Raw genomic sequence first — 23063 nt, 5'->3', positions numbered from 1 at the left:
CTCTGTGTTGTTCAGGCTATAAACAAACTGTCCTGACGTGTTTTCACAACCATACCAGAACCCAGTTGCACAGTCACATCGTCTTTATGCACTTCCAGTACCGTTGCAGGTATTGGATTTTGCCCAAGTTTAATCAGCACTTTACTACCAACTATAACCTGGCCTGTCACAACTGGCTGCAATGCAGCTGCTGGTACAGGAGCTTTTTCTGGCTGTGATTGAGAAACAGGTTTCTGATTAACCTTAGTGCTTTTAGAGGGAAGAATTGCTTTTTTGTTCGGTGTTTTTTTGTAAGCAGGTTTGTCTGGCGTTGCTGGCTGCGGATTTTTTGCCTTTGCTTCGGCCAGTTTGGCTCTGCGTTTTTCAGCAGCTTTAGCCTTACTTTCATCTAATAATTTACTGGCATGCTCAGCCTGAGAAGCATCAATCGGCTCGCCGGCAACACCATCTAAATCTATCCGGGCTACCCCTTCTTTGGTTGCTTCCAAATACCGCCAACTAGAGGTATAAATTCTCAGTGCCTGGCGTAACTGTGTTTTACTGACGGTAATATCATTTTGTAAACGCTCGGCCAGGTCCTGAAAAATACCAATTTTCAGTGGCTTGGCCTCACCGGTCAGGCTAAAACATGCCGGGAACTGTGCTGCCAGATAGGCCAGTACATCTTTAACTGTTGCCGCTTTTACATTTTGTTCAGTTGGGGTGGTCATTAACGCTTCACTCTTCTTCATCTGCGGCATCCGCATCCGGCTTGCCTTCTTCCAGCTGTTGGCGAACATAAGCCAACGCCCAATCTATTAGTTCATCTTCGTCAGCTTCCAGCAGCACTGTACCGCCGCGCAATTCATCCCAGATAGCGGGCAATAAGTGCTCAACCTGAGCGCTGCTGATATCTTCCGGTAAACTTTGCCATACAGCATGATAAACAGCATTTATCTTATCAGTTACCAGTTCTTCTTCACCTTCCCAGTCGCCGATATCTGCCTGATCAAACAAATAGTTGTGAATAGAAATTGTATCTTTCATAATGCTGCGGCCAAATGCTGTTCAAACAACTCAATCAGCTGCTCAAGGCCAGCCTGATCATCTGCATCAAAGCGCGCCAGGCTGGGGCTGTCGATATCCAGCACGGCAATGATTTCACCATTGTGGCGCAGTGGCAGCACAATTTCTGAATTACTGGCAGCATCACAGGCAATGTGGCCTGGGAATTCGTGCACATCTTTTACCAGTTGCACTTGCCCGGTAGCAACAGCTGTACCGCAAACGCCCTTTCCTACAGCAATACGCACACAGGCAACCTGCCCCTGAAAAGGCCCTAACACCAATTCACCTGCACGCATAATATAAAAGCCAGCCCAATTTAAATCCGGTAGCTGGTTAAATAACAATGCACTGAGGTTAGCCATATTGGCAATCAGATCGGTTTCGCCGTCGATCAACGCCTGCGCTTGCTGGTTTAGCAAGCGGTACAACGCGGTTTTATCGGTAGACATGAATATAGGTTTCTGACTAATGCTCAAAACCCGTACATTACTCGTTTTGCCTGAGAATTTAAACCACTTCAGGGCAAAGATTTCCGCTGCCAGCCTGTTTTAATGCTGAACCAAGCCTGTTTGGCTGAGATTTGTACAGTTCACCAACCGTCAGCCGACTATTTTATGTGGATTTGACGGGTAGTAACACACAGGTTGTTGCGCCTGATGGCTGAAAAAACGGGTATCTTTATAGGGCAACTTCATAAAACCACCAACCCCCTCACCACTAATTAGTGAAACCTTAGCCAGAATATTTTGTAATAAGCGGTTAAATTCGTGCTCTGCTGCAGGGTCCAGTAAACGATAATAGCTATGGATTTTCATATATAAGGCGCTAACCTCAAATATAATACAGCCGGTATGCCGGATTAAATTAAGCTGGGCGATGTCGTCCATAATGGCATCAGGTAACACTAACTGCTCGTCAGGATCTCTGCCATCTTCAAAATAAGAATGTTGCTTGCTGGCATCTTCAGTACTTAATACGGGGGCCAACTGGTAAGGGATATGAGCATCGCTGGCAGCAATAAATGGCTCAGCACTGCTGCTGCGGCTGATATGAATGGTATTGCGGGCATTAAACAGACAGGCTTTAAAAATACCCACTTTGGCAATAGCACGTGCTAAAGTCACCACATTATTTACTGATAAAGCAAAAGATTCTGCCAGGCTGGTGTCGTATAAATTCAGGCTGGAATCAATATAAATACCGCTGGCCTGCCAGTGAATAGCCAGGCCGCCAACAACAGGAAAACGCGCCAGCCTGCTTACTGCTGCAACAAAGGCTTTTTCTGTTTCTCCCATACCGGCCAGATAATTTTTGTAGTAGCGCTCCAGTTGCACATCATCAACATACGCGATACCTTCCTCTTCACTGTGTTCACGCAAAAACGACTTACGTGACGAATATACTACCGTATCCAACTCACGCACCTGCGGACTTACCCAAACCGGTAGCTGGGCTACGTCCTCAAACAACGGCAGTTCTGGTAATACCAAATGCTTTAAACGTGGCATATGCTGCAGAAAATAATCACCGGCCTGAGCCCGCAACTGAGCGTCATCAGACAACATACTGTCAAGCATGGTGGCAAACTCAACCGGTAAGCCGAGGCTGCGTGCAGGTATTGCTTTGCTGCCGAAACGGCAAGACTGGCCAGATGCCAGTGCATACAAGGTGCTGGCGACACCCTGCTCGTCAAATCTGGGACTGGACAAAGCGCCGGTACGTTGTTCTGGGCCAATAAAATACACATCGCCCATGCGGGCATTAGAGGTTTGTAAATCTGCCGACATCAGTTGCATCACATTATTCGACAAATACTGGCCATTAGCATCTAATTGAGCGAACACCGACGAGCCCCAGTCAATTAAACTAACCAGACCACTTTGTTCATCAAATACCAGATTAGAGGGTTTAATGTCACCATGTACTATCGGTTGTAGTTCACCTTCTTTGCTATGGCTGCGTAGCGCCTGTAATACATCTGCCAGTTGGCAGGCTATATCAATTAACAACCGTGCGCTTAACCTGCCATGCTTTAAGCTGTAATGCTCTAAATCTATACCTTTGCCGCGCTGCATCATCAGGATACCCTGCTTTTTCACCACCTGATAGGTGATATAACGCGGTACGTTCGGGTGCAGTACCTGCGACAACATATAAGCTTCGTCAGACAGCCGTTCCTGAATATGTTGCGGCAGATTAATACGGGAAAATTTAAACACACAGGCCTGACTGCTGGCATCCAGCCCGGCAAACGCAAAACCGTAGGCACCTTTTCCAATTAACTCAATGTCGCAGTAGCCAAGTTTTTCCAGCTCAGAAATGCACAATGCCACCCAATCTTTCAGCTTTTTAGCGTCATTGGTATTTAACAGATAAACCGACTGCTCTTCGGGAATATAGAAATTACGCAGTTGGTTTTTATACTGTACTTGTGTCATCAGCAGCCTTATCACGTAAAAAACCCACTACAATGAGTGGGTTTTAGCAGAAAGCCCGGTTAAAACCAAGCCTGACTTAACTTATTAGCGCATTGCTACCAGCATAGCTGACGGCTGCTCCAGATATTGCTTCCACAGGTTGGTAAAGCGCGCTATGGTGCCACCGTCTATTATGCGGTGATCGCCTGACCAACTTATTTGCATCAGTTGACGTGCTTCCACTTCACCTTTGGCATTAAAGCGAGGCAAAGTTTGCACTTTACCCAACGCCACTATCGCCAGTTCCGGCTTGTTAATAATGGGTGTAGCTACCGTGCCGCCGATAGCACCGATATTGGAGATACTGATAGTACCGCCTTTTAAATCGGCCGGGCTGACACGACCTTCACGGGCCTGCTCTGTTAAACGGGTTAAGTCATTAGCAATATCGATAATAGATTTACGCTGACAGCCTTTGATATTAGGCACCAGCAACCCAACTTTTGAATCTACTGCTATGCCGATATTATGATCGTCAAAATAGGTTAGCTCAGTACAGTCTTTGTTAACCTGTGCATTCATCACAGGGAACTGATTAATCGCCAGCGACAACGCTTTAATGAAGAACGGCATCATAGTCAGCTTAACGCCCTGTTTGGCGTACTGATCTTTTAAGCTGCCACGAAGCACTATCAGCTCAGTTAAATCAATCTCTTCACAGTAGGTAAAGTGCGGAATGGTTGAAACTGACTCCACCATCTGGCGCGCCATCGCAGCTTTAATACCTTTAATTGGCTCGGTGCGGCTACCTCCACTGCTTGTTGCTGTGCTGATCGCATTTGTTGCCAGATTTGCTGGTGCATTCTGTGTTGGAACAGCTTGTACTTTACCGTCAGCAAAAGCACGCACATCGTCTTTATATACGCGGCCTTTGTCACCACTGCCGGGCACCTTGCTGATATCAATACTCAGCTCACGGGCTAAACGGCGTACCGCCGGGCTGGCCAGTACTTTACCATTACCGGCACTGTCTGTTTTTTGTTGTATTACACAGCTTGTCTTTGCCGGTGTAACCATTGCAGTGGCACTAACAGCTGCCGCTTGCGGCTCTGATGCCATGCCAGCATGTTGCATAGCAAACAGCGGCGCATGCACTTTAGCGATTTCGCCCTTGGCGTAATACAACTTAGTCACTTTACCTGAATACTTAGCCGGAATTTGCACCAACGCTTTGTCAGTCATGACATCGCATACCGGCTGATCTTCAACGATGTCATCGCCTTCGCTAACTAGCCAGTCGACAATTTCACACTCAACAATGCCTTCGCCAATATCAGGCAAAATAAAATCTTCGCTACCAGCAGAAGCTACAGGCGCAGTAACAGGCTCCGGCTGTGCAGCATCCGCCGGGCTATCTGTGCCTGTCAGCTGCATTTCAAACAGCGGCGCATGCACTTTGGCAATATCGCCTTTGGCGTAATACAACTTTGACACCACGCCGTTATGCACGGCCGGAATTTGCACCAGGGCTTTGTCGGTCATCACATCGCATACCGGCTGGTCTTCAGTGATGGTGTCCCCCTCGGCAACCAGCCAGTCAACAATTTCACACTCAACTATACCTTCACCGATATCCGGCAGAATAAAATCTTTTTTCATTGCTGCCTCCGTTAAAAGTTAACTGAGCGTTTTATCGCTTCGTAGGTTTTTAAATGATCCGCCACGTACTCTTTTTCCAGCGCCAGCGGGTACGGTGTGTCCATACCGCAAACCCGCTCAATCGGGCTTTCCAGGTGCAAAAAGCACATTTTCTGAATAGTTGCGGCTATTTCTCCGGCAAAGCCACCGGTTAACGGCGCTTCATGGTTGATCAGTAAACGCCCCGTTTTCTTAACCGACGCCGCTACGGTATCGGCATCCCACGGCAATATGCTGCGCAGGTCTATCACTTCACAGGAAATGCCGTCTTTTTCAGCCATTTCGACGGCTTTTTGCACAATCTCCATCTGTGCGCCCCAGGCCAACACGGTAATATCTTTCCCCTGCTGTGTTACTTCAGCTTTGCCAAGCTCAATTTCATAGTACTCTTCCGGCACTTCGCCGGTGGAGGCGCGATACAGCTTTTTTGGTTCAAAGAAAATAACCGGATCCGGGCAGGTTATAGAGGCTAACAACAAGCCTTTAGCCTGATAAGGGTCGCGTGGGATCACAACTTTTAAACCAGGTGTATGGGCAAAATAAGCTTCCGGCGACTGGCTGTGATAATGGCCGCCGGCAATACCACCGCCGTACGGGCTTCTGAACACTATACCACCGACATTAAATTCATTACCTGAGCGGTAGCGGAACTTGGCTGTTTCGTTAACGATCTGATCAAAAGCCGGGAAGATATAGTCGGCAAACTGAATTTCGGCTACCGGTTTCATGCCCTGCGCCGCCATACCATTGGCAAAACCGGCAATACCCTGTTCAGTTAACGGCGTATTAAAGCAGCGTGCTTTACCGTATTTTTCCTGCAGTTTGCTGGTAGCGCGAAACACACCGCCAAAGTGGCCAACGTCTTCACCAAAACACACTACGCTGTCATCTTTAGCCATGGCTAAATCAAGCGCATTATTAATGGCCTGCAACATGTTCATCTTTGCCATTAGTCTAATCTCCCCGCCGTTACCGGATACGCATCCGGGTATTTACGGATATGCGCTTTTAATTCATCTAATTGTTGTTGTAATGCCGGTATCGGCTCGGCGTACACATCAGAAATAAGGTGCTCAATGCCGGGCTTCGCCACTTTTTCTGCCACTTTTAAGGCATCGAGAATTTCGGTACGCAGCGCTTCAATGGTGGCTTTATCGTCAGCATCATTCAACCAGCCTTTTTCGACCAACCATAAACGGAACCGGGCGATGGGGTCATTCTGACGCCACTTTTCTTCTTCTTCTTTTGAACGGTAGCCACTTGGATCGTCAGACGAGGAATGCGCCCCCAGGCGATAAGCGATAGATTCAATTAATACCGGTTCGTTATGTTTCAGTGCATGGTCACGTGCCATTTTAGTGGCCTGATACACGGCTAAAATATCAGCACCATCTACCCGCAGCGCTTTCATGCCGTAACCGACCGCGCGACAGGCGATACCATCGCCGACAAACTGCTCACTGGCCGGCGTTGAAATGGCATAACCATTGTTACGGCAGAAAAAAATGACCGGGGCTTTGTGTACCGCAGCCATATTTAAACCGGCATGAAAATCGCCCTCTGAGGCTGCGCCTTCACCAAAGTAACAAATAGTGGTGTTAGCTAAACCACGCAGCTTTTGTGCATAGGCATAACCACTGGCTTGCGGGATTTGCGTGCCAAGCGGTGACGATATGGTCATGTAATAAATATCTTTACTGCCGTAATGCACCGGCATCTGGCGGCCTTTACCTAAATCCTTTTCATTGGAAAACAGCTGGTTCATAAACTGCTCCAGCGTAAAACCACGATAACGCAGAGCTCCCTGTTCGCGGTACTGCGCCATGATCATATCTTGCTCTGCTAATGCCGCAGCGCTGCCCACCGTAGTAGCCTCTTCGCCTAAACATTGCATATAAAAGCTGATGCGGCCCTGACGTTGTGCGGCCAACATGCGCTCATCCAGCACACGGATAAACACCATGGTATCGTACATTTTAATTGCGGTAGCTTTATCCAGCTCCGGCGCTACTGCCCCTTCGTACAGGCTACCGTCGTCACGTAAAATGCGTAATGTAGGAATTTTTAACGCATCACCGGCGGTAAACTCCGCAGTGTGCACCGTGGTAATGGTGGCGTTATTTGGGTTAGTCATAGGGTGTCTCTTGTTTGTTATACGTGTCAGACAGCTTGCAGCACTGCCGGCCTGGCCTTGGTTTCAGGCTGGTAGTGCTTAACTTTTACTGTCCAGTATAGCGGCTTTAACCGCTCTCCCCGTTTTGTGCCTGGCATAAGCATGCACCGGTGTGTTCTGATTATTATCGGCGGCAACTTTACCTTTACGTAAACTGCATTGCAACCGAGGCATCCGTTCCGGCAAGTGCCGGGCAGTAATGACTGTCAGCTTAAATTTACTCTTTACAAGATTTGTTTAGCTCACTCCAGATTGTGTGTCACTGTAGCAGGCACCACCATTAGCATCGCGCGCTGGCCAATTGCCACCTTAGGATTAGGGAATATAAGTGCCTCACCTTCCTTCTCTACCTTGTATTCAACACCAGTATCGCTGGCCAGTACCGTTCCTACCGGATAACTGGTAAAGTTTTCTACGTCATCGGCAAAATGCAATTTAAATGCCGCAGTATGTTTATTGATGGTGCGGTACACCTGATACAACTGAAACTGTTGTTCGTCAAAACATACAGTGCTTACATTGTCTTCACTGATAAGCTGACGTAGCGTTAGGCTTACTTTAGCAAAACGGTGTATATCGTTCTGGCCAAAAGGCCTGACCTTACCTAACTCTATTGTAAAAGCATTGGCATCATGCGTATTAGAAGCGTAATAACTGAAAGTAGAAGCCGGAGTTTGCATTAGCAGCACAGTGGTTACATCACAAGCCTGTAAAAATTCAAATTCCGCTTTTTGCCAGGGTTTTCCGTGCAGGAACGGATACACCGCGAATTTTTCATAGCGTGAGCCACGGATAGCAGTATGTAAATCGTACAAAAATCGGTTACGCGGCACCAATCCGGTTACGCGTACCTCATTATAAAAACGACTAACATAATCTTCCAAAGCCTTAGCACGCTTACGTTCAGCATTAACTAAGCCACTGCCATTACTATGGTGCCCGGAAAATAGCCGGTTCAGGTTTTCTGTAATTTCGCGTGTACCGGCGTTGATTGCAGGTGGGTTACCAAATAATACAAGCAAGCGATGTTTGAGCAATAATTTACCCTGCAGCAGGTCTTTTACCAGCTCAGCGCAAATTTCTATCGGTGCAGTTTCATTGCCGTGCACACCACAAGACAAAACGATATTTTTGGTATCGCTTTGGCAAAGCTCAGGCTCAAAGCATATTACGCCGGTATCCCAGATACTAACCTTAGTACCGCTATGTAATGTGAAGTGCGATGGCTGGATGCCATCAGGATTTGAAAGAGTCAGTTGCAAAAAATCGCCATGTTGCAGCAGTTGGGCGTGTTGGGTTGATAAGTGCGCCATGCGCCAGCTCCGGATTGTTGTAATGTGCTGATTCTACCGCAGTTACTGCACTCAGCCAAACCGGATGCTTGTTACACTATAAATCAGCCCAGCTCTTCTGCGTACATTGATACCTGATCCCGCCCGGACTGCTTAGCTTTGTACATTGCCAGATCAGCATCGGCTAACAATTGTTTAAGCTGATAGCCGGACGTATCCGAAGAGCTGACACCAAAACTGGCACTCAGCGGGAACGTATAGCCGCTATCTTTTGTGTCTATAGTGGCGATAGCATCGCGGCATATTTCTGCCATTAATGCAGCTTTATCAGCATGGCAACCTGGCAACACTACAGCAAACTCTTCCCCACCAATACGGCCAAACACATCATTATTGCGCATGAAGTTGCGACAGGTTTTTACCACTTGCTGCAATGCCCAATCGCCTGCCGCATGCCCATACTGATCATTTATATTTTTAAAATAATCCAGGTCGAACAAAATTAGTGCCGCAGGTTTTGCATCAAGCTCACAGTAATCCAATGCCACCTTAGCCTGATTGTTAAAGTGATATCGGTTACTTATCCCGGTTAACTGATCATACTCTGCAATTTTTTTAAAGCGTTTACGCCCCGACATACCGCGGTAAGCCATAAAGCTTGCCAGAGCGACTATTACCAGTAACAGCAACATAATAAGCCGGTTTTGTTTAACTTCTTGCTGGTACAGATTTTTTTGTAAAAATAGTAGTTCATTGTCTTTATCAAGTAAGGCTAAACGCTGATCTTTCACTTCTATTTCTGCTTTAGCAACATGATAAGCTTGCTGTCGTACAAAGCGATCATCACTGTTTGCTTTTAGCGCAGCGGTATACTTTATATGGTATTCCAATGCCTCATTGAAATTCTGTCGTGAATGGTTGACCTGATATAGCACATAGTAAGCATTTAACACCGGTACACTGAACTCTAAGCCGCCAGAATACTGTAAAGTGCGCCTGGCCAGCTCTTCCGCTGTATCATACCGGGCAAGTGCCAGATTATTTTGTGCAGCAGAACCTAAAACGCCAGCAAGCAAAAACGGGTAATTTGTTTGAGTAACAGAATCTATAAATGATTGATAATACTCGTCTGCCTGCTGATATTGTTCATTCAACAATAAATAGTTGTAGTATTTCAGGCGAATAAGGTTAGCAAAAATCAGCTCACGCTGATTAACACAGTGGCTTACTGACAGTTTAACAGTAGAGCTAAACAGCTCCCATTGCCCTAGCCCATATAAAGATTCAATTAAATGATGTCGGGCATGGCACAAAGCTTTTTCAGATGTAGCATTATCGATCAGAACTTGAGCATAAAACCGGGCAGTATCGAATTCAGACAATTGATTATAGGTATAAGCCAATACACTCAGGCCATGCTCCTTTGCCCGGGTTGACGTTATTGACTGAACCTCGCGGCTTACTTGCTCAAGATAGGAAAACGCGTTGCGGTAGTTTCGGGTTACCGCAAATACGTTAACCAACAGTGCTTTAACACGGAAAACTATTTCCGGCGCAGTATCACGCGCAAGCATTGACTCTAACAGCACAGCTGCGCCATCAAAATCACCACGTAGTGACCTTTCGTAACTTTGCAACAACTCTACATAATCTTGTTGATATTGTGTGAGCTCTGCAGTGTTTTGAGCTATCTCAGCAAGCTTTTCACCAAATTCAACCACATTGACTACTTTAAGATCATCCAGCGCGTCCAGGCGCGCAGTCATTTCAGTTGCTGGCACAATGGCAACGAAACCAGCACAGATCATCAGTGCTGGTTTTATCAGTTTAACTAGCAGTGACTGAGCCAATTTAAAAGCCAGCGGCAACCGCTGATTTTTGCTCAGTTTCGTCGTCATCTTCAGGCTCGTCTTGCGGCGGCTCTTCTGGGGGACAAATTGCACATACCACTTTATTCCGCACCTGCAATAAGGCTTCTAACTGAACATGATCCCTGGTTAAAATAGCGTGTTGCACCTGAATATCTGTATCCAATGGGTTAAAAACTTTGTTTAGTGTTGCAGCATCCAGACGTTGTAAAGCCGCATCCTGACCTAAAGTTTCAAGTAAGCTAATCACTTTATTCATTGATAGTCCCTGTATAGTTGTTATGTAAAAGTGAAAGGAGTCAAACTAAATAAGAATCAAACTCCATCCTGCACCTGGTCGTAACGAATTACAACTGCTAGATAACGTTATAATACAGAACGACAATAATTTTTAGTCTGCTTTATCCATAAGGTGGGTATAAGTAGCAATCTGATCCCGTCCTGATTGCTTGGCTTTGTACATTGCCAGATCTGCATCAGCCAATAACTGCTTCAGCTGATAACCAGATGTATCAGAAGAGCTGACACCAAAACTGGCGCTCAGCGGAAACGTGTAGCCACTTTCGGTTGTATCTATAGTAGCAATAGCATCACGGCATATTTCTGCCAGTAACGCCGCTTTATCGGCATGACAGCCCGGTAACACCACAGCAAACTCTTCACCGCCAATACGGCCAAAGACATCGTTGTTACGCATAAAGTTACGACAGGTTTTTACTACCTGTTGGAGTGCCCAATCCCCACTGGCATGGCCATAGTTGTCATTGATAGTTTTGAAATAATCCAGGTCAAACAGAATTAATGCCGCAGGTTTAGCATTAAGCTCACAATAATCTAAAGCCACTTTAGCTAAGTTGTTGAAATGGTAACGGTTGCTGATACCGGTTAATTGATCAAACTCAGCAATTTTTTTAAAGCGCTTACGGCCGGACATCCCCCGATATGCCATAAAGCTGGCAATAACAAAGACAGCAAATAACAGCAGCATAATTAAGCGATTCTGCTTTACTTCCTGTTGATAAATGTCTTTTTGCAAGGAAAGCAGCTCGTTATCTTTATCCAATAGTGATATGCGCTGATTTTTTACCTCTATTTCCCCCAGAGCTAAATTGTAAGCTAACAACCTGGCCGATCTATCATCTTGATAAGCACTTTGTGCTTTGCTATATAGCTCATAATAGTTAAGTGCCTGTTCAAATTGCCCTTTCTTTCTATAGTTCTCTAGTAATACTTTATAACTAGACAGGCCTGGTTTGCTTATAAGCTCACCTTTTGATTCGTCTAGTATTTTTTTTGCTAATACCTCCGCAGAAGAAAAATCATAAATACCCCAATAAGCATGTAAAGCCTGATGATATATCCTCGTCCTCACTATAGGATAATCCAGCATTCCTTTTTGTAGCATCATGTTTTCATAGTCGGATACCGCTAACTGAAAAAGGCCTTCTTTAACAAGGCGTTCCAAACGGAGAGACCTGATCAGCCAACCAAACAATGGCTCATCAGCTTCTTCACAAAAAGCCAAGGCGCTGTTTATGTCAAGTTCTATTTCGTCTTTATTGAGACCTATTAATGCCTCTATCTTATTAAAAGATGAATGGCACTTTTCAGCTGAAGATTCAGCCCCCTCGTAGATTATATTACTGTAATAGTAAGCGAGCTCATAGTTATCCACTCGGTTATACATAAAAGATATGACATTCAATCCATGATTTCTTGTTCTCCTATCTGGAACATTATCTAATTGATTTATCATCTCCTCTAGATATGTAAATGCTCTGGAATAATCTCGTGAGTGAATTAATGTATTTGCGACTAAGGCTTTCGCCCTGAAAGACAGCGATAAATCATGTGGATAATATGTAACTGGTAAGGAAAACTTTAGCGATTCCGCATAGTCTGTTAACATAACAGCTTCATATGCTCTTAACAGGCTATAATAATTATGTGTTTGGTTTGTATAATCAATATTTTCAGGTTCAAGAGATTTTATTCTATTCCTAAACTCCGTAAAATTCTTCAACCTTAACTCGTCAAGCTGGGCAAACTCATCAATCGTAATCGCGTGAATATTTAAAGAGCACAGCATTAAAATAAATGCATACGCGATTTTATTTTTAAACACAGTGCTCTTTAACATTTTAGTTTTCAGTTTGCAGCTAAATTTAAGATTTGACTTTCAGGCTCATCGGATTCGTCAGGCTCATCGGATTTCTTAGGTTCCTCTTCTGCAGGGAAAACGGCACATACTATCTTGTTCTCAACACCTAGCAATTTTTCCAGTCTTTTTACATCCCCGTCAGCTAACGTGTTCAATAGCTCAATATCAGACAATAGCATGTCTTTTTTGTTACTTCTAAAAGTACAGTCAGCCCCTAAACGCTCGATTAAACTAATAATATTGCTCATTTTTCTTCCTTGTTTTTTTAAAATAGAAGTACCGCACAGCCAAAATAAGCTGAAACCGATAAAGACGCAACTTTACTTCACGTCCAAAGTGCTGGGGGCTAATTTCAACTGATATTGCTCTGTTAATGAAGCTGTACATGACTGCGATACGACTTTAGTAAAACCTAACTTTTGAGCAGAGAAAACTGCAGCCAGATTAGCAGCCTGGATCTGTTTAGTGATTGTTGTAATGCCCCACTCAGCTGCCAGCCAGCGGATAAGCATGCTACTAAGCTCTGTGCCCAGGCCTTTGCTATGCCACTGTGGTAGTAACATCCGGCCAATTTCTGCAGATTTTTTTGCTAAATTCAGCTGATTCACAGAGGCAATACCAATACTTTGGTAATGGCTTTTCAAAACCACCCTAAAATAACAACGTTGGATCTGCTGTAGTTGGTTGCACTTTAGTGCAGCGTCAAAGCTACGGTGAGCTTTGTCTTCACTTAACGGGCTGCTGACATAACTCATACTTGCCTTATCTGTCATCAGTGAACAGTACAATGCCCTGTCGTCTTCAGACAACAACGCTATTTGCAATCGCGCAGAGCTACAGCAAACAGTCTGTAGTTTGGCAAATGCATCACCTTGTTGCACCTTATTGTGGCCCTGCAGATAACTTTTCCAGACGCTCCAGCAGAACATCGTTGAGTTGCATCGACACTGCCGGAGGAATTACCAGGGTAGTTTTCAAATCCATTGTTGCTTCAGGTAAAGCTGATAACGGCATATGCTCGATACGTGTTTGTTGAATAGGTAAAGTGACAGCTTCATACAAAATGACCTGATGCTCTGCCGGATAATATTGCCTCAGCAACTCGACCAGCATTTGCCTGTACGCTGCGCTGGTTGAAAACTTTGCCAGTGACCTATCACCCGCCACTCCAACCTGCCACAAAATCAGGTAAGCAGCGGTATCAATATTGCGTTTATAAAACATAAACTGGCTGGCTTCATAGTGCTGACAGCCATAAGTGCCGGGGTCGATACCTAAATCGGCATACAAACAATCTTCTGCAGAAATACCCGGTTCCATATGGGCGGTAAAACCCAATTCACGGGCTTGTTTAATGGCATTATGTGGCACCCAGGCAAATACGCCCGGATGGCCGTAAAACGCCCCTACCACCTTTTTACCCGCTTTAACTTCAACCAGCATAGCGGCTACCATCTCGCGATAAGTGAGCATACGCGATTTGCCTTCCAGATAGTAAGGCTGCAGCGAACGCACATCTGCATTCATCTGCTCTATCCATTTTTCGGTAATACCATCCGCCACCAGCACAAACACCACGTCGGCCTGTTCAATATAACTGCGGGAAAGCGGGCTGATATGCGAGCCCAATGTCATGCCGGTGCCGACACAGACTAAACTACCTGACTGCAAAATAACGTCCTTGATATTTTTTCCTTACTATAAGGCGTTGCAGCCTTAGCTGGCAAGCCTATATTAGAGCGATAAAAAAGCCTGTCAGTGACAGGCTTTTTAACAGCAGCTTAATCGCGTCTGATGTGGCACTTCTCTAAATGCCATACCCGGCTGACATAGTCCTCAATAGAACGGTCAGAGGTAAACTTACCTACAGAGGCAGTATTGAGTATGGCCTTTTTAGCCCACAGTGATTTATCGCGATACCACTGATCTATTTTCTGCTGGGCTTTAACGTAGCTTTCAAAATCTGCCAGCACCAGATAAGGATCGCCACCTTCCAGCAAGCTACGCTTAATTGCCGCTAACTCGCCTGGCTTACCGGGTGTGAAATAGTCGGTTTCCAGCCAGTCCAGAATGGCTTTAATTTCCGGATTAGCATAGTAATAATCCATACTGTTGTAGCCCTTGGTATGTAAGGCTTTTACTTCATCTACCGTTAAACCAAAAATGGCGATATTGTCGTCACCAACTTCCTCTGCAATTTCGATATTGGCCCCATCCAAAGTTCCCACTGTAATAGCGCCGTTCAGTGCCAGCTTCATATTGCCAGTCCCCGAGGCTTCCTTACCTGCAGTAGAAATTTGCTCAGATACATCAGCGGCCGGTATCATTTTCTCTGCCAGTGTTACCCGGTAATTGGGCATAAATACCACTTTTAACCGGTTTTTTACCCGCTTATCATGGTTAATTTTCTCAGCAACTTTATTAATGGCGTAAATAATTTCTTTGGCCAGCTTATAGCCCGGTGCGGCTTTGGCACCAAACATAAATACGCGTGGCACCATATCGTAATCCGGCTCCTGCAGAATACGGCGGTACAACGCCAGTATATGCAACAGGTTCAGGTGCTGGCGCTTATATTCATGCAGCCGCTTAATCTGAATATCAAAAATGGCATGCGGATCAATATCAATATGAGTCAGCTTTTTCACCACATTTGCCAGATCAGCTTTATTCTGCTGCTTAATCGCCATAAAGGCGTCCTGAATTTTGGCATCATCAGCAAAGGCTGCAAATTTAGACAATTGCTTTAAATCAGTTGGCCATTCAGTGCCAATATTGTCATCCAGCAATTTCGCCAGTTTCGGGTTACAGGCTTTTAACCAGCGTCTTGGTGTAACACCATTGGTGACATTCGTAAATTTATCTGGCCACAGGGCTACCATTTCCGGAAATAAATCTGACTTAACCAGTTTTGAGTGAATTTCTGCCACACCATTAACCCGAAACGAGCCCACTACTGATAAATGCCCCATCCGCACCATTGGGTCATGGCTATCTTCGATAATAGACAATTTCCGCTTTTTATCGTTGTCGCCTGGCCATAAGACATCAACCTGTTCTACCAGGAAGCGGCGGTTAATTTCGTAGATAATTTCCAGGTGGCGTGGTAATACTTTCTCAAATAAGCGCACAGGCCATTTTTCCAGTGCTTCAGGTAACAAGGTATGGTTTGTGTAAGCGAAAACCTGCTGGCAGATATTCCAGGCTAGATCCCATTGCATCTCAGCACGGTCAACCAAAATACGCATCAATTCCGGAATAGCCACTGCAGGGTGTGTGTCATTCAGTTGAATAACCACCTGCTTGGCAAATTCACTCCAGTCATCGCCATGCGTGCGTTTATAACGGCGAATGATGTCTTTTAACGAACAGGACACAAAAAAGTACTGTTGGATCAGCCGCAGCTCTTTGCCAGCATCGGTTTCATCATTCGGGTACAGCACTTTAGAGATAGTTTCTGCTTCGATATTCTCGCGCGAAGCATCGATATAACCGCCTGAGTTAAATACGTCCCAGTTAAAAAAGTCACTGGCCCGGCTTTCCCATAACCGCAGCACATTTACTGAACTGCCGTTGTAGCCTACTACCGGAATATCCCAAGGCACACCTTTGATAATACGGCCAGGGTGCCAGACTTTTTTCATTTTTCCCTGTAGGTCATATACTGTTTCAACATAACCATACACTGAAATTTCCTGTACTGACTCAGGCCGGCATATTTCCCACGGATTACCGTACTCACGCCAGCTGTCCGGCCGCTCTATCTGACGACCATCCTGAAAACTTTGCTGAAACAAGCCATGCTCATAATGAATGCCATAGCCAATAGCCGGATAATTCAGTGTGGCCAGAGAATCAATAAAACACGCCGCTAAACGCCCCAGGCCACCATTGCCCAGTGCCATATCTTCTTCCTGATCTTCCAGATCTGCAATATTCAGCCCCAGCTCTGACAATGCCTGTTTGGCTTGTTCATACAACCCCAGGTTATGCAGGTTGTTGCTGAACAAACGGCCCATCAGATATTCCAGGCTAAAATAATGCAAAGCGCGGGTATTGTTTTCATAGTGCGTGCGCTGAGTATTGCGCAGGCCATCGTATACCTGCTCATTTACTGCTGCACAGGTAGCACGCCACCAAGCCTGCGGGCTGGCTTTATTTACGTCGGTACCCAAAGTGGAATGCAGATGACGGATGATCTGATCTTTCAGCTGTTCGGTGCTAATTTGTGTTACACCAGTACTGGCAGTTGAGGTATGTTTTTTCATTACAAATCCTGATAGTTTTCTGCCTGTGATAGCTACATAATATCGCCAAGCGTAGAATTATTACAAAAAAATACCCTATCACAGTGCTCAAGGCAAAATCGAAGGCTATAAATGTAATTTAATTACAATGTAGATCATAGCCTTTTCAGCGCCTTATATCTGACTGAATACGTATTCAACAAACGCCTTAGCATCGTGTTCCAGTTGTAACAGGTGGCCCTGATCGACAAAACTCTCCAGATAAATTTTATAAGAGTTTTCTGTTCCCGATGGTCGGGCAGCAAACCAACCATTACGGGTGACCACTTTTACCCCACCAATATCCGCATTATTGCCCGGCGCTTTGGTTAGCACCGCTAAAATGTCATCGCCAGCCAGGGTGGTTTGTTTAACGCTTTTTACGTCGAGTTTTTTCAGCGCTGTTTTTTGCTCACTGCTGGCCGGAGCATCTAAACGGCGATACAACGGCGAACCAAGCTCGCGTGTAAGTGCTTGATACTGCTGATAAGGATCTACACCGGTTTTTGCCAGCATTTCTGCTGCTAATAACCCTAAAATAATACCGTCTTTATCGGTTGACCAGGCGCTGCCATCAAAGCGTAAAAAACTAGCCCCGGCACTTTCTTCGCCGCCAAAAGCAACGCTACCGTTATGCAGCCCGTCAACAAACCACTTAAAACCTACCGGCACTTCCAATAAGTTACGCCCGCGGGCGGCAACAACTCTGTCAATTAACGCACTGGATACCAGTGTTTTACCAATTGCCAGCTCTGAAGCCCAGTCTGGCCGGTTAGCAAGTAAATAATTAATAACCACGGCCAGATAATGATTAGGGTTCATCAGGCCGCCACTGCGGGTAACTATACCGTGACGATCGAAATCCGGGTCATTACCTATAGCAATATCAAACTGATCTTTTAGCTGTATCAGATTTGCCATAGCATAAGCAGAGGAGCAGTCCATACGAATTTGGCCATCTTTATCCAATGGCATAAAAGCAAACGCAGGGTCAACTTTGTCATTTACCACTGTAATGTTCAGACCGTAGCGCTCAGCAATACGTGGCCAATAAGCAATACCAGAACCGCCAAGTGGGTCAACGCCAATTTTAATGCCTGCTTTGGCTATCGCGGCCATATCAATAACGTTTTCTAAATCATCAACATAATGCTGAATATAATCAATATGCTGGCAGTAGCCAGATTGCAGCGCCAGGGCATAAGGCATCATTTTTACGCCTTCCAGATCTTTGGCCAGCAATTCATTGGCACGTTGCTCTATCCAGTTAGTGACATCAGTATCTGCCGGGCCACCGTGAGGCGGGTTGTACTTAATGCCGCCATCCTGTGGCGGATTATGTGATGGTGTAATCACGATACCGTCTGCCAACTGGCTGGTTGCACCTTTATTTTGGGTCAGAATAGCGTGTGAAATGACCGGTGTTGGCGTATAGCCAAGATCTTTCTGGATGCATACCTGGATTTTATTGGCAATCAGCACCTCAAGCGCCGTGGCAAAGGCAGCTTCAGATAGAGCATGGGTGTCTTTACCGAGAAATAATGGCCCGGTAATCGCGTTTTTTTTACGGTAATCAGCCACTGCCTGGCAAATTGCCAACACGTGCGGTTCATTAAACGAGCAATTTAGTGCACTGCCACGATGGCCTGAAGTGCCAAAACTAACTTTATGCTCAGGTTGCGTATGTACGTCGGGCTCCAGCACATAGTATGCCGTCATCAGACGGCTTATGTTCGGCACTAACGATACAGGCACCTGCTGCCCGGCCAGTGGGTGTAAAGACATAACTTTTCCTTTTATAACAAATCGCGAATACGTTCTGCATCCTGTTCACTATAGCCGAGTTTAATGGCTGTCTCAGTCAGCATCATTTTTTTGCGGGTGGTATTAGAGTTAGTGATCACCCAAAATTCAGTATTAGGAATTTGTTTTGGGTTGGTGCTGCTGCCTGCCTCTGACAGCTCTTCGGCACTGCGGCCAAAATACAGCCGGTTGCGGCCTTTAATCTCCAGCACTTTGGTGAACTGCTTTTTGTGCGCCCTGGCCAGCGCAGACAAAATAAACAAAAAGCGGCCAACTACGCTCGATTCAGCCGGTAAATCCTGCTTATTTATCAAGTCAAAAATACTACTGCTGATTGGAGTAGCCGGTGTTGATACTGTGGGCTCAATGGTCTGTACAAGGTTTGCAGCAGTGTCACCAAGTAATAAGCGACGTAAGATCTCAGATGCACTCTCACCAATTTTTTGGGTCTGACCGGCAATGTATTGGTATAGCTCGTCATCTATTTCGATGGTTTTCATATATTTATTCCGCGCGCTAAAAGTGTCCTCATTATATAAAGCCTTATCGACTGACGCCAGCGGCATGATTTGCTAGACTAGCATACCCGTTAACCAAATGAGCTTTCTATGCTTTTACATACCCATATCAGCGGCCAGCAAAATAGCAGCATAACGCCGGTAGTACTTATTCATGGCTTGTTTGGCAGTTATGAGAATCTGGGCGTTATTGAGCGCAGTTTAAGTGACCAGTATCAGGTGATTAATGTTGATGTGCGCAACCATGGCCGCTCTGGTCACAGCGCAGAGATGAATTATCAGCTAATGGCTGAGGATCTTGCACAAACACTGGATTCCCTTAACGTTAAAAAATCAACAATGCTCGGGCATTCCATGGGAGGCAAGCTTGCTATGGCTTACGCCGTCACCTACCCTGAGCGCGTATCCAAACTTATTTTGGCCGATATCGCGCCAGTAGGTTATCCGCCCCGGCATAACAGCATCTTTACCGGCTTAAACTCGGTCGATTTAGCACAAATTGAAAACCGGGCCGATGCCGATAGGCAACTGGCCCAATACGTGAAAGAAAGTGGCGTACGTCAATTTTTGCTGAAAAGCCTGATAAAAGAAGATGATAAATTTCAGTGGCGCTTTAACCTCAGTGCACTCTATGACAATTATGCCGAGTTAGTCGGCAATCCTATTAACAACGGCAGTTACAGTGGGCCAGTACTCTTTATTAAAGGTGATGATTCTGACTATATTCTGCCAGAACATAAGGCCGCCATTACCAAAATATTTCCGGCAGCGCAGGCGAAAATAATCCAGGGCACCGGACATTGGCTGCATGCTGAAAAACCTGCTGCCTTTACCAAACTGGTAAAGGACTTTTTATTGAGCTAACGCACTAAATTTTTTGTGAAGTTATGCTATAGTGCGCGCACTTTTTTGCAGGTCAGGTAACGCGCTATGGCTATAGAGCAGTTTGAAGCAATAGGTTTGTGGCTTGGGCTTGGTATTTTGTACCTGTTTATTGTACTGGCAATACGTGATGTGCTAAAGAAGAGCAACGCACCAAAGCTCGGGCAGTTTTTTGTCTGGCTGGTGCTGTTTCTGTCACCGGCAGTATTTATCATCAAGAGCATAGTGCCATATTTTATTGAGTAGTAAGGTTAGGATTAATGGCGAAGATAGCCACTGATCGCACCACGATTGATTTATTTGCCCAGGAAAAGCGCCCTGGCCGGCCGAAAACTAATCCGCTGCCACGGGAAGAACAGCTGAAACTAAACAAACGTAATCAAATCAAACGTGATCGCAGTAAAGGTTTAAAACGCATTGAATTTAAAGTGTCTGATCAGCTATACGCAGCGCTGAGTCAGCAAGCGGATCAAGCTGAGATGACACGCAGTGCTTATATTGAACATATTTTGACACAAGCGTTAACCAGGTAAGAAGGTTAGATTAATGGCAACTGTAGGCATTTTTTTCGGTAGCGATACCGGTAACACTGAACATATCGCCAAGATGATCCAGAAAGAGCTGGGCAAAAACTTGTTTGATGTACGTGATATCGCCAAAAGCAGCAAAGAAGACATTGCAGCCTTTGATTTGTTGTTGTTGGGTATTCCAACCTGGTATTACGGTGAGGCTCAGTGCGACTGGGATGATTTTTTCCCTGAACTGGAAAACATCGATTTCAACAACAAGCTGGTAGCTATTTTTGGCTGCGGAGATCAGGAAGACTATGCAGAATACTTCCTTGATGCCATGGGTACCCTGCGCGATATTATTGAGCCTAAAGGTGCAATTATCGTTGGACACTGGCCAACTACCGGTTATAACTTTGTTGCTTCAAAAGCGCTGGTTGATAGTAACCACTTTGTTGGCCTGGGGATAGATGAAGATCGCCAGCCAGAGCTGACAGAAGCACGTGTTAAGCAATGGTGTAAGCAAATTTATAGCGAAATGAGCTTAAAAGAGTTTGAAGGTTTATAAGCACCACAGCAAAAAACCGGCGTTACTGCCGGTTTTTTATGGCCGAATTTACGCAGCACGGTATTTGGCCTTCTTACGCACATATACCGTACGATTTACCTCAGCCACAATGTTATTCTGGCTGTCTTTAATGTGTACGATAAACTGAGGGAAATGCTTGTCACCCTCTTCAGTTGCTACCTTGATTGCATTCACAGTGTCGTCCGATAACCAGAATTCTGCAGTCAGCCTACCCTTGCCCGGGGTAATAAAGTTGATATCAGCTTGTTTATCCCACACCAGGTACTCTTTACCCAGAGCCCCCATCAGCATCAGCGGATAAATAGGATCTGTCATGGCAAACATCGTACCGCCAAATTGGGTATTGTTGATATTTCGTGTCCACGGCCGCCATTTCAACTCAACACGGCAGTAGCGATAATCACTGCTTAGCGTTACAACCTTAATACCCGGAAATAAAAAAGGTGGCCAAAAATTCAGTAAGCGGCGCATAACGGCCGGATTAAATGCCCATTTCATAATACACTCTGGTATGACCTGTTTACCCCATTGTACTTCGCTATTTGCCAAGCACAAGCTTTGCTTTAACAACAACAGCGGAATATTGCCATTTCATTCTCGGGCTAATGTCTTTATAATCCTTTGCATATATAAGCCAGAGTTAGAGTTCTTATGTCAGATCACAATAGCGAATTACGTAAAGCCGGCCTGAAAGTTACCCTGCCACGGGTAAAAATTCTCGAGATCCTACAAGATCCAAAGCACCAGCATATCAGTGCGGAAGACGTATATAAATTGCTGCTGGAACTGGGTGAAGATATTGGTCTGGCTACGGTTTACCGGGTACTTAACCAGTTTGACGATGCCGGCATTTTAACCCGCCATCATTTTGAAGGCGGCAAGTCGGTATTTGAGTTAACCGGCGGCAGCCATCACGATCACTTAGTTTGCTTAAAATGCGGTAAAGTCATTGAGTTTGAAGACGACGTAATTGAAGCCAAACAGCTTGAGATCGCAGAAAAGAACGGTATTAAGCTGACGCATCACAGCTTATATCTGTATGGTGAGTGTAAAGACACTGCGCAGTGTAAGAAAAACAGTGAAATGAACTAATCAAGTAGTACATTAAACGAATGGCAGTCAACACTGACTGCCATGTCTTTCAGATGCCTGCTACAAAAGCCGTTTTATTGGCACCACAATCCTTAAAGATAAGAAAAATAATCTGCCGGATCCGGCGTATGCCGCTTTGCAGGCTCCCCACTGGGGGTGCCAAGGTATAAAAAGCCAACTATCTCGTCATCCTCTCCCAACTCCAGCGCTTGTTTCACAAAATCAAGCTGAGCATAGGCTCCGGTGCGCCATATTCCACCGAACCCCTGAGCAAATGCAGCTTGCTGCATTGCCATTACTGCACAGGCCGCTGATTGCTGTTGTTCAGTTAACGGTACTTTGGCGTGAGCTACCGCCCTGGCAATACACACCACTACCATAGGTGCACGTAAAGGTAATTGCCGGGCACGTTCTAACAATTCATTTGCAATGGCAGGATCATCCTCCACAGCTGCCTCTGCAAAAATATCACCTAAGCGCGACAACGCCTGGCGCCCCTCAGCAATAACAAAACGCCATGGACGTAAATTACCGTGATCCGGTACCTGTAATGCTGCACGTTTAATGTTTTCTAATACTTCGCCTGCGGGTGCAGGTTCGGTTAAACGCGCTGAAGAAAAACGGCTGGTGAGTAATGTTAATGCATCCATAAAAAACCCCGATGGTATTAGCTGTGAGCAGCCTAGCAAATTAACAGTAACCTTTACATCAGATTATGGCAAGGTCCC

Annotated in this window: 24 protein-coding genes; 5 read left to right on the top strand and 19 right to left on the bottom strand. The window is 45.5% G+C overall.

The features are described from left to right. Positions 1 to 11: 11 nt before the first annotated feature. From proQ to seqA, 17 genes are all read right to left on the bottom strand, one after another. Positions 12 to 731, bottom strand: a complete 720-nt coding sequence (gene proQ / locus J3B89_RS10755; protein WP_251372350.1) for an RNA chaperone ProQ — start codon at positions 729 to 731, stop codon at positions 12 to 14. Beyond that, complete coding sequence (locus J3B89_RS10750; protein WP_215397572.1) at positions 718 to 1026, bottom strand: hypothetical protein; 309 nt, start codon at positions 1024 to 1026, stop codon at positions 718 to 720. The genes proQ and J3B89_RS10750 overlap by 14 nt, the downstream gene beginning before the upstream one ends. Beyond that, positions 1023 to 1496 carry a GAF domain-containing protein gene (locus J3B89_RS10745; protein WP_215397571.1) on the bottom strand — a complete coding sequence of 158 codons (474 nt, stop codon included), beginning with the start codon at positions 1494 to 1496 and terminating at the stop codon, positions 1023 to 1025. The genes J3B89_RS10750 and J3B89_RS10745 overlap by 4 nt, the downstream gene beginning before the upstream one ends. A 150-nt stretch (positions 1497 to 1646) precedes the next feature. Further along, positions 1647 to 3485, bottom strand: coding sequence for a protein kinase domain-containing protein (locus J3B89_RS10740; RefSeq protein WP_215397570.1), 1839 nt, complete (start codon positions 3483 to 3485; stop codon positions 1647 to 1649). Positions 3486 to 3569: 84 nt separating this feature from the next. Further along, complete coding sequence (locus J3B89_RS10735; RefSeq protein ID WP_215397569.1) at positions 3570 to 5123, bottom strand: dihydrolipoyllysine-residue acetyltransferase; 1554 nt, start codon at positions 5121 to 5123, stop codon at positions 3570 to 3572. Positions 5124 to 5134: 11 nt separating this feature from the next. Further along, complete coding sequence (locus tag J3B89_RS10730) at positions 5135 to 6112, bottom strand: alpha-ketoacid dehydrogenase subunit beta (protein ID WP_215397568.1); 978 nt, start codon at positions 6110 to 6112, stop codon at positions 5135 to 5137. Continuing rightward, entirely contained in the window at positions 6112 to 7296 is a 1185-nt protein-coding gene (locus J3B89_RS10725) for a thiamine pyrophosphate-dependent dehydrogenase E1 component subunit alpha (RefSeq protein WP_215397567.1), read from the bottom strand. Before J3B89_RS10725 ends, J3B89_RS10730 begins: the two co-directional genes overlap by 1 nt. 281 nt (positions 7297 to 7577) lie before the next feature. Further along, entirely contained in the window at positions 7578 to 8648 is a 1071-nt protein-coding gene (gene astE / locus J3B89_RS10720) for a succinylglutamate desuccinylase (protein ID WP_215397566.1), read from the bottom strand. A gap of 83 nt (positions 8649 to 8731) precedes the next feature. Then, positions 8732 to 10393, bottom strand: a complete 1662-nt coding sequence (locus J3B89_RS10715; RefSeq protein ID WP_215397565.1) for a GGDEF domain-containing protein — start codon at positions 10391 to 10393, stop codon at positions 8732 to 8734. An 85-nt stretch (positions 10394 to 10478) separates the two neighbouring features. Continuing rightward, positions 10479 to 10754, bottom strand: a complete 276-nt coding sequence (locus tag J3B89_RS10710) for a hypothetical protein (protein ID WP_215397564.1) — start codon at positions 10752 to 10754, stop codon at positions 10479 to 10481. 132 nt (positions 10755 to 10886) lie between these two features. Next, positions 10887 to 12620, bottom strand: a complete 1734-nt coding sequence (locus J3B89_RS21490) for a GGDEF domain-containing protein (protein WP_215397563.1) — start codon at positions 12618 to 12620, stop codon at positions 10887 to 10889. Between the two features lie 23 nt (positions 12621 to 12643). Continuing rightward, positions 12644 to 12904: a hypothetical protein gene (locus tag J3B89_RS10700; protein WP_215397562.1), complete on the bottom strand. Its 261-nt coding sequence runs from the start codon at positions 12902 to 12904 to the stop codon at positions 12644 to 12646. Between the two features lie 72 nt (positions 12905 to 12976). Beyond that, on the bottom strand, positions 12977 to 13585 hold the full coding sequence (locus J3B89_RS10695) for a GNAT family N-acetyltransferase (protein WP_285895607.1): 609 nt from the start codon (positions 13583 to 13585) through the stop codon (positions 12977 to 12979). Continuing rightward, positions 13539 to 14327, bottom strand: a complete 789-nt coding sequence (locus J3B89_RS10690; protein ID WP_215397560.1) for an SAM-dependent methyltransferase — start codon at positions 14325 to 14327, stop codon at positions 13539 to 13541. The genes J3B89_RS10695 and J3B89_RS10690 overlap by 47 nt, the downstream gene beginning before the upstream one ends. A gap of 110 nt (positions 14328 to 14437) precedes the next feature. After that, positions 14438 to 16924 (bottom strand): glycogen/starch/alpha-glucan phosphorylase, encoded by a 2487-nt coding sequence (locus tag J3B89_RS10685; RefSeq protein WP_215397559.1) that lies wholly within the window; start codon positions 16922 to 16924, stop codon positions 14438 to 14440. Positions 16925 to 17077: 153 nt separating this feature from the next. Beyond that, positions 17078 to 18727: a phosphoglucomutase (alpha-D-glucose-1,6-bisphosphate-dependent) gene (gene pgm / locus J3B89_RS10680; protein ID WP_215397558.1), complete on the bottom strand. Its 1650-nt coding sequence runs from the start codon at positions 18725 to 18727 to the stop codon at positions 17078 to 17080. A gap of 11 nt (positions 18728 to 18738) precedes the next feature. Next, entirely contained in the window at positions 18739 to 19245 is a 507-nt protein-coding gene (gene seqA / locus J3B89_RS10675) for a replication initiation negative regulator SeqA (RefSeq protein WP_215397557.1), read from the bottom strand. A gap of 108 nt (positions 19246 to 19353) precedes the next feature. Between seqA and J3B89_RS10670 the strand changes: the two genes are divergently transcribed. The 4 genes from J3B89_RS10670 to fldA all read left to right on the top strand — a co-directional run bounded on the left by J3B89_RS10670 (position 19354) and on the right by fldA (position 21222). Further along, positions 19354 to 20127: an alpha/beta fold hydrolase gene (locus J3B89_RS10670; RefSeq protein ID WP_215397556.1), complete on the top strand. Its 774-nt coding sequence runs from the start codon at positions 19354 to 19356 to the stop codon at positions 20125 to 20127. A gap of 66 nt (positions 20128 to 20193) precedes the next feature. Beyond that, complete coding sequence (locus J3B89_RS10665; protein WP_215397555.1) at positions 20194 to 20391, top strand: DUF2788 domain-containing protein; 198 nt, start codon at positions 20194 to 20196, stop codon at positions 20389 to 20391. Positions 20392 to 20405: 14 nt separating this feature from the next. Then, a complete protein-coding gene (gene ybfE, locus J3B89_RS10660; RefSeq protein ID WP_068231876.1) occupies positions 20406 to 20678 on the top strand; it encodes a LexA regulated protein in 273 nt (90 codons plus the stop codon). A gap of 13 nt (positions 20679 to 20691) precedes the next feature. Further along, positions 20692 to 21222, top strand: coding sequence for a flavodoxin FldA (fldA, locus tag J3B89_RS10655; RefSeq protein ID WP_215397554.1), 531 nt, complete (start codon positions 20692 to 20694; stop codon positions 21220 to 21222). A gap of 48 nt (positions 21223 to 21270) precedes the next feature. On the opposite strand, the gene J3B89_RS10650 is transcribed toward fldA, so the two are convergent. Beyond that, positions 21271 to 21741 carry a DUF4442 domain-containing protein gene (locus J3B89_RS10650; RefSeq protein ID WP_215397553.1) on the bottom strand — a complete coding sequence of 157 codons (471 nt, stop codon included), beginning with the start codon at positions 21739 to 21741 and terminating at the stop codon, positions 21271 to 21273. Between the two features lie 153 nt (positions 21742 to 21894). Between J3B89_RS10650 and fur the strand changes: the two genes are divergently transcribed. Further along, the gene (gene fur / locus J3B89_RS10645) at positions 21895 to 22335 is read left to right on the top strand and encodes a ferric iron uptake transcriptional regulator (RefSeq protein WP_215397552.1); all 441 of its coding nucleotides are present in this window, start codon (positions 21895 to 21897) and stop codon (positions 22333 to 22335) included. Positions 22336 to 22427: 92 nt separating this feature from the next. On the opposite strand, the gene J3B89_RS10640 is transcribed toward fur, so the two are convergent. Beyond that, positions 22428 to 22985: an NAD(P)H nitroreductase gene (locus J3B89_RS10640; protein WP_215397551.1), complete on the bottom strand. Its 558-nt coding sequence runs from the start codon at positions 22983 to 22985 to the stop codon at positions 22428 to 22430. Positions 22986 to 23063 lie beyond the last annotated feature (78 nt).

It is taken from the genome of Rheinheimera oceanensis (assembly GCF_018831085.1).
Classification (GTDB): Bacteria; Pseudomonadota; Gammaproteobacteria; order Enterobacterales; family Alteromonadaceae; genus Alishewanella; species Alishewanella oceanensis.
Note: the sequence above shows the minus strand (reverse complement) of the source record. Positions and strands in the feature narration are given on the sequence as shown.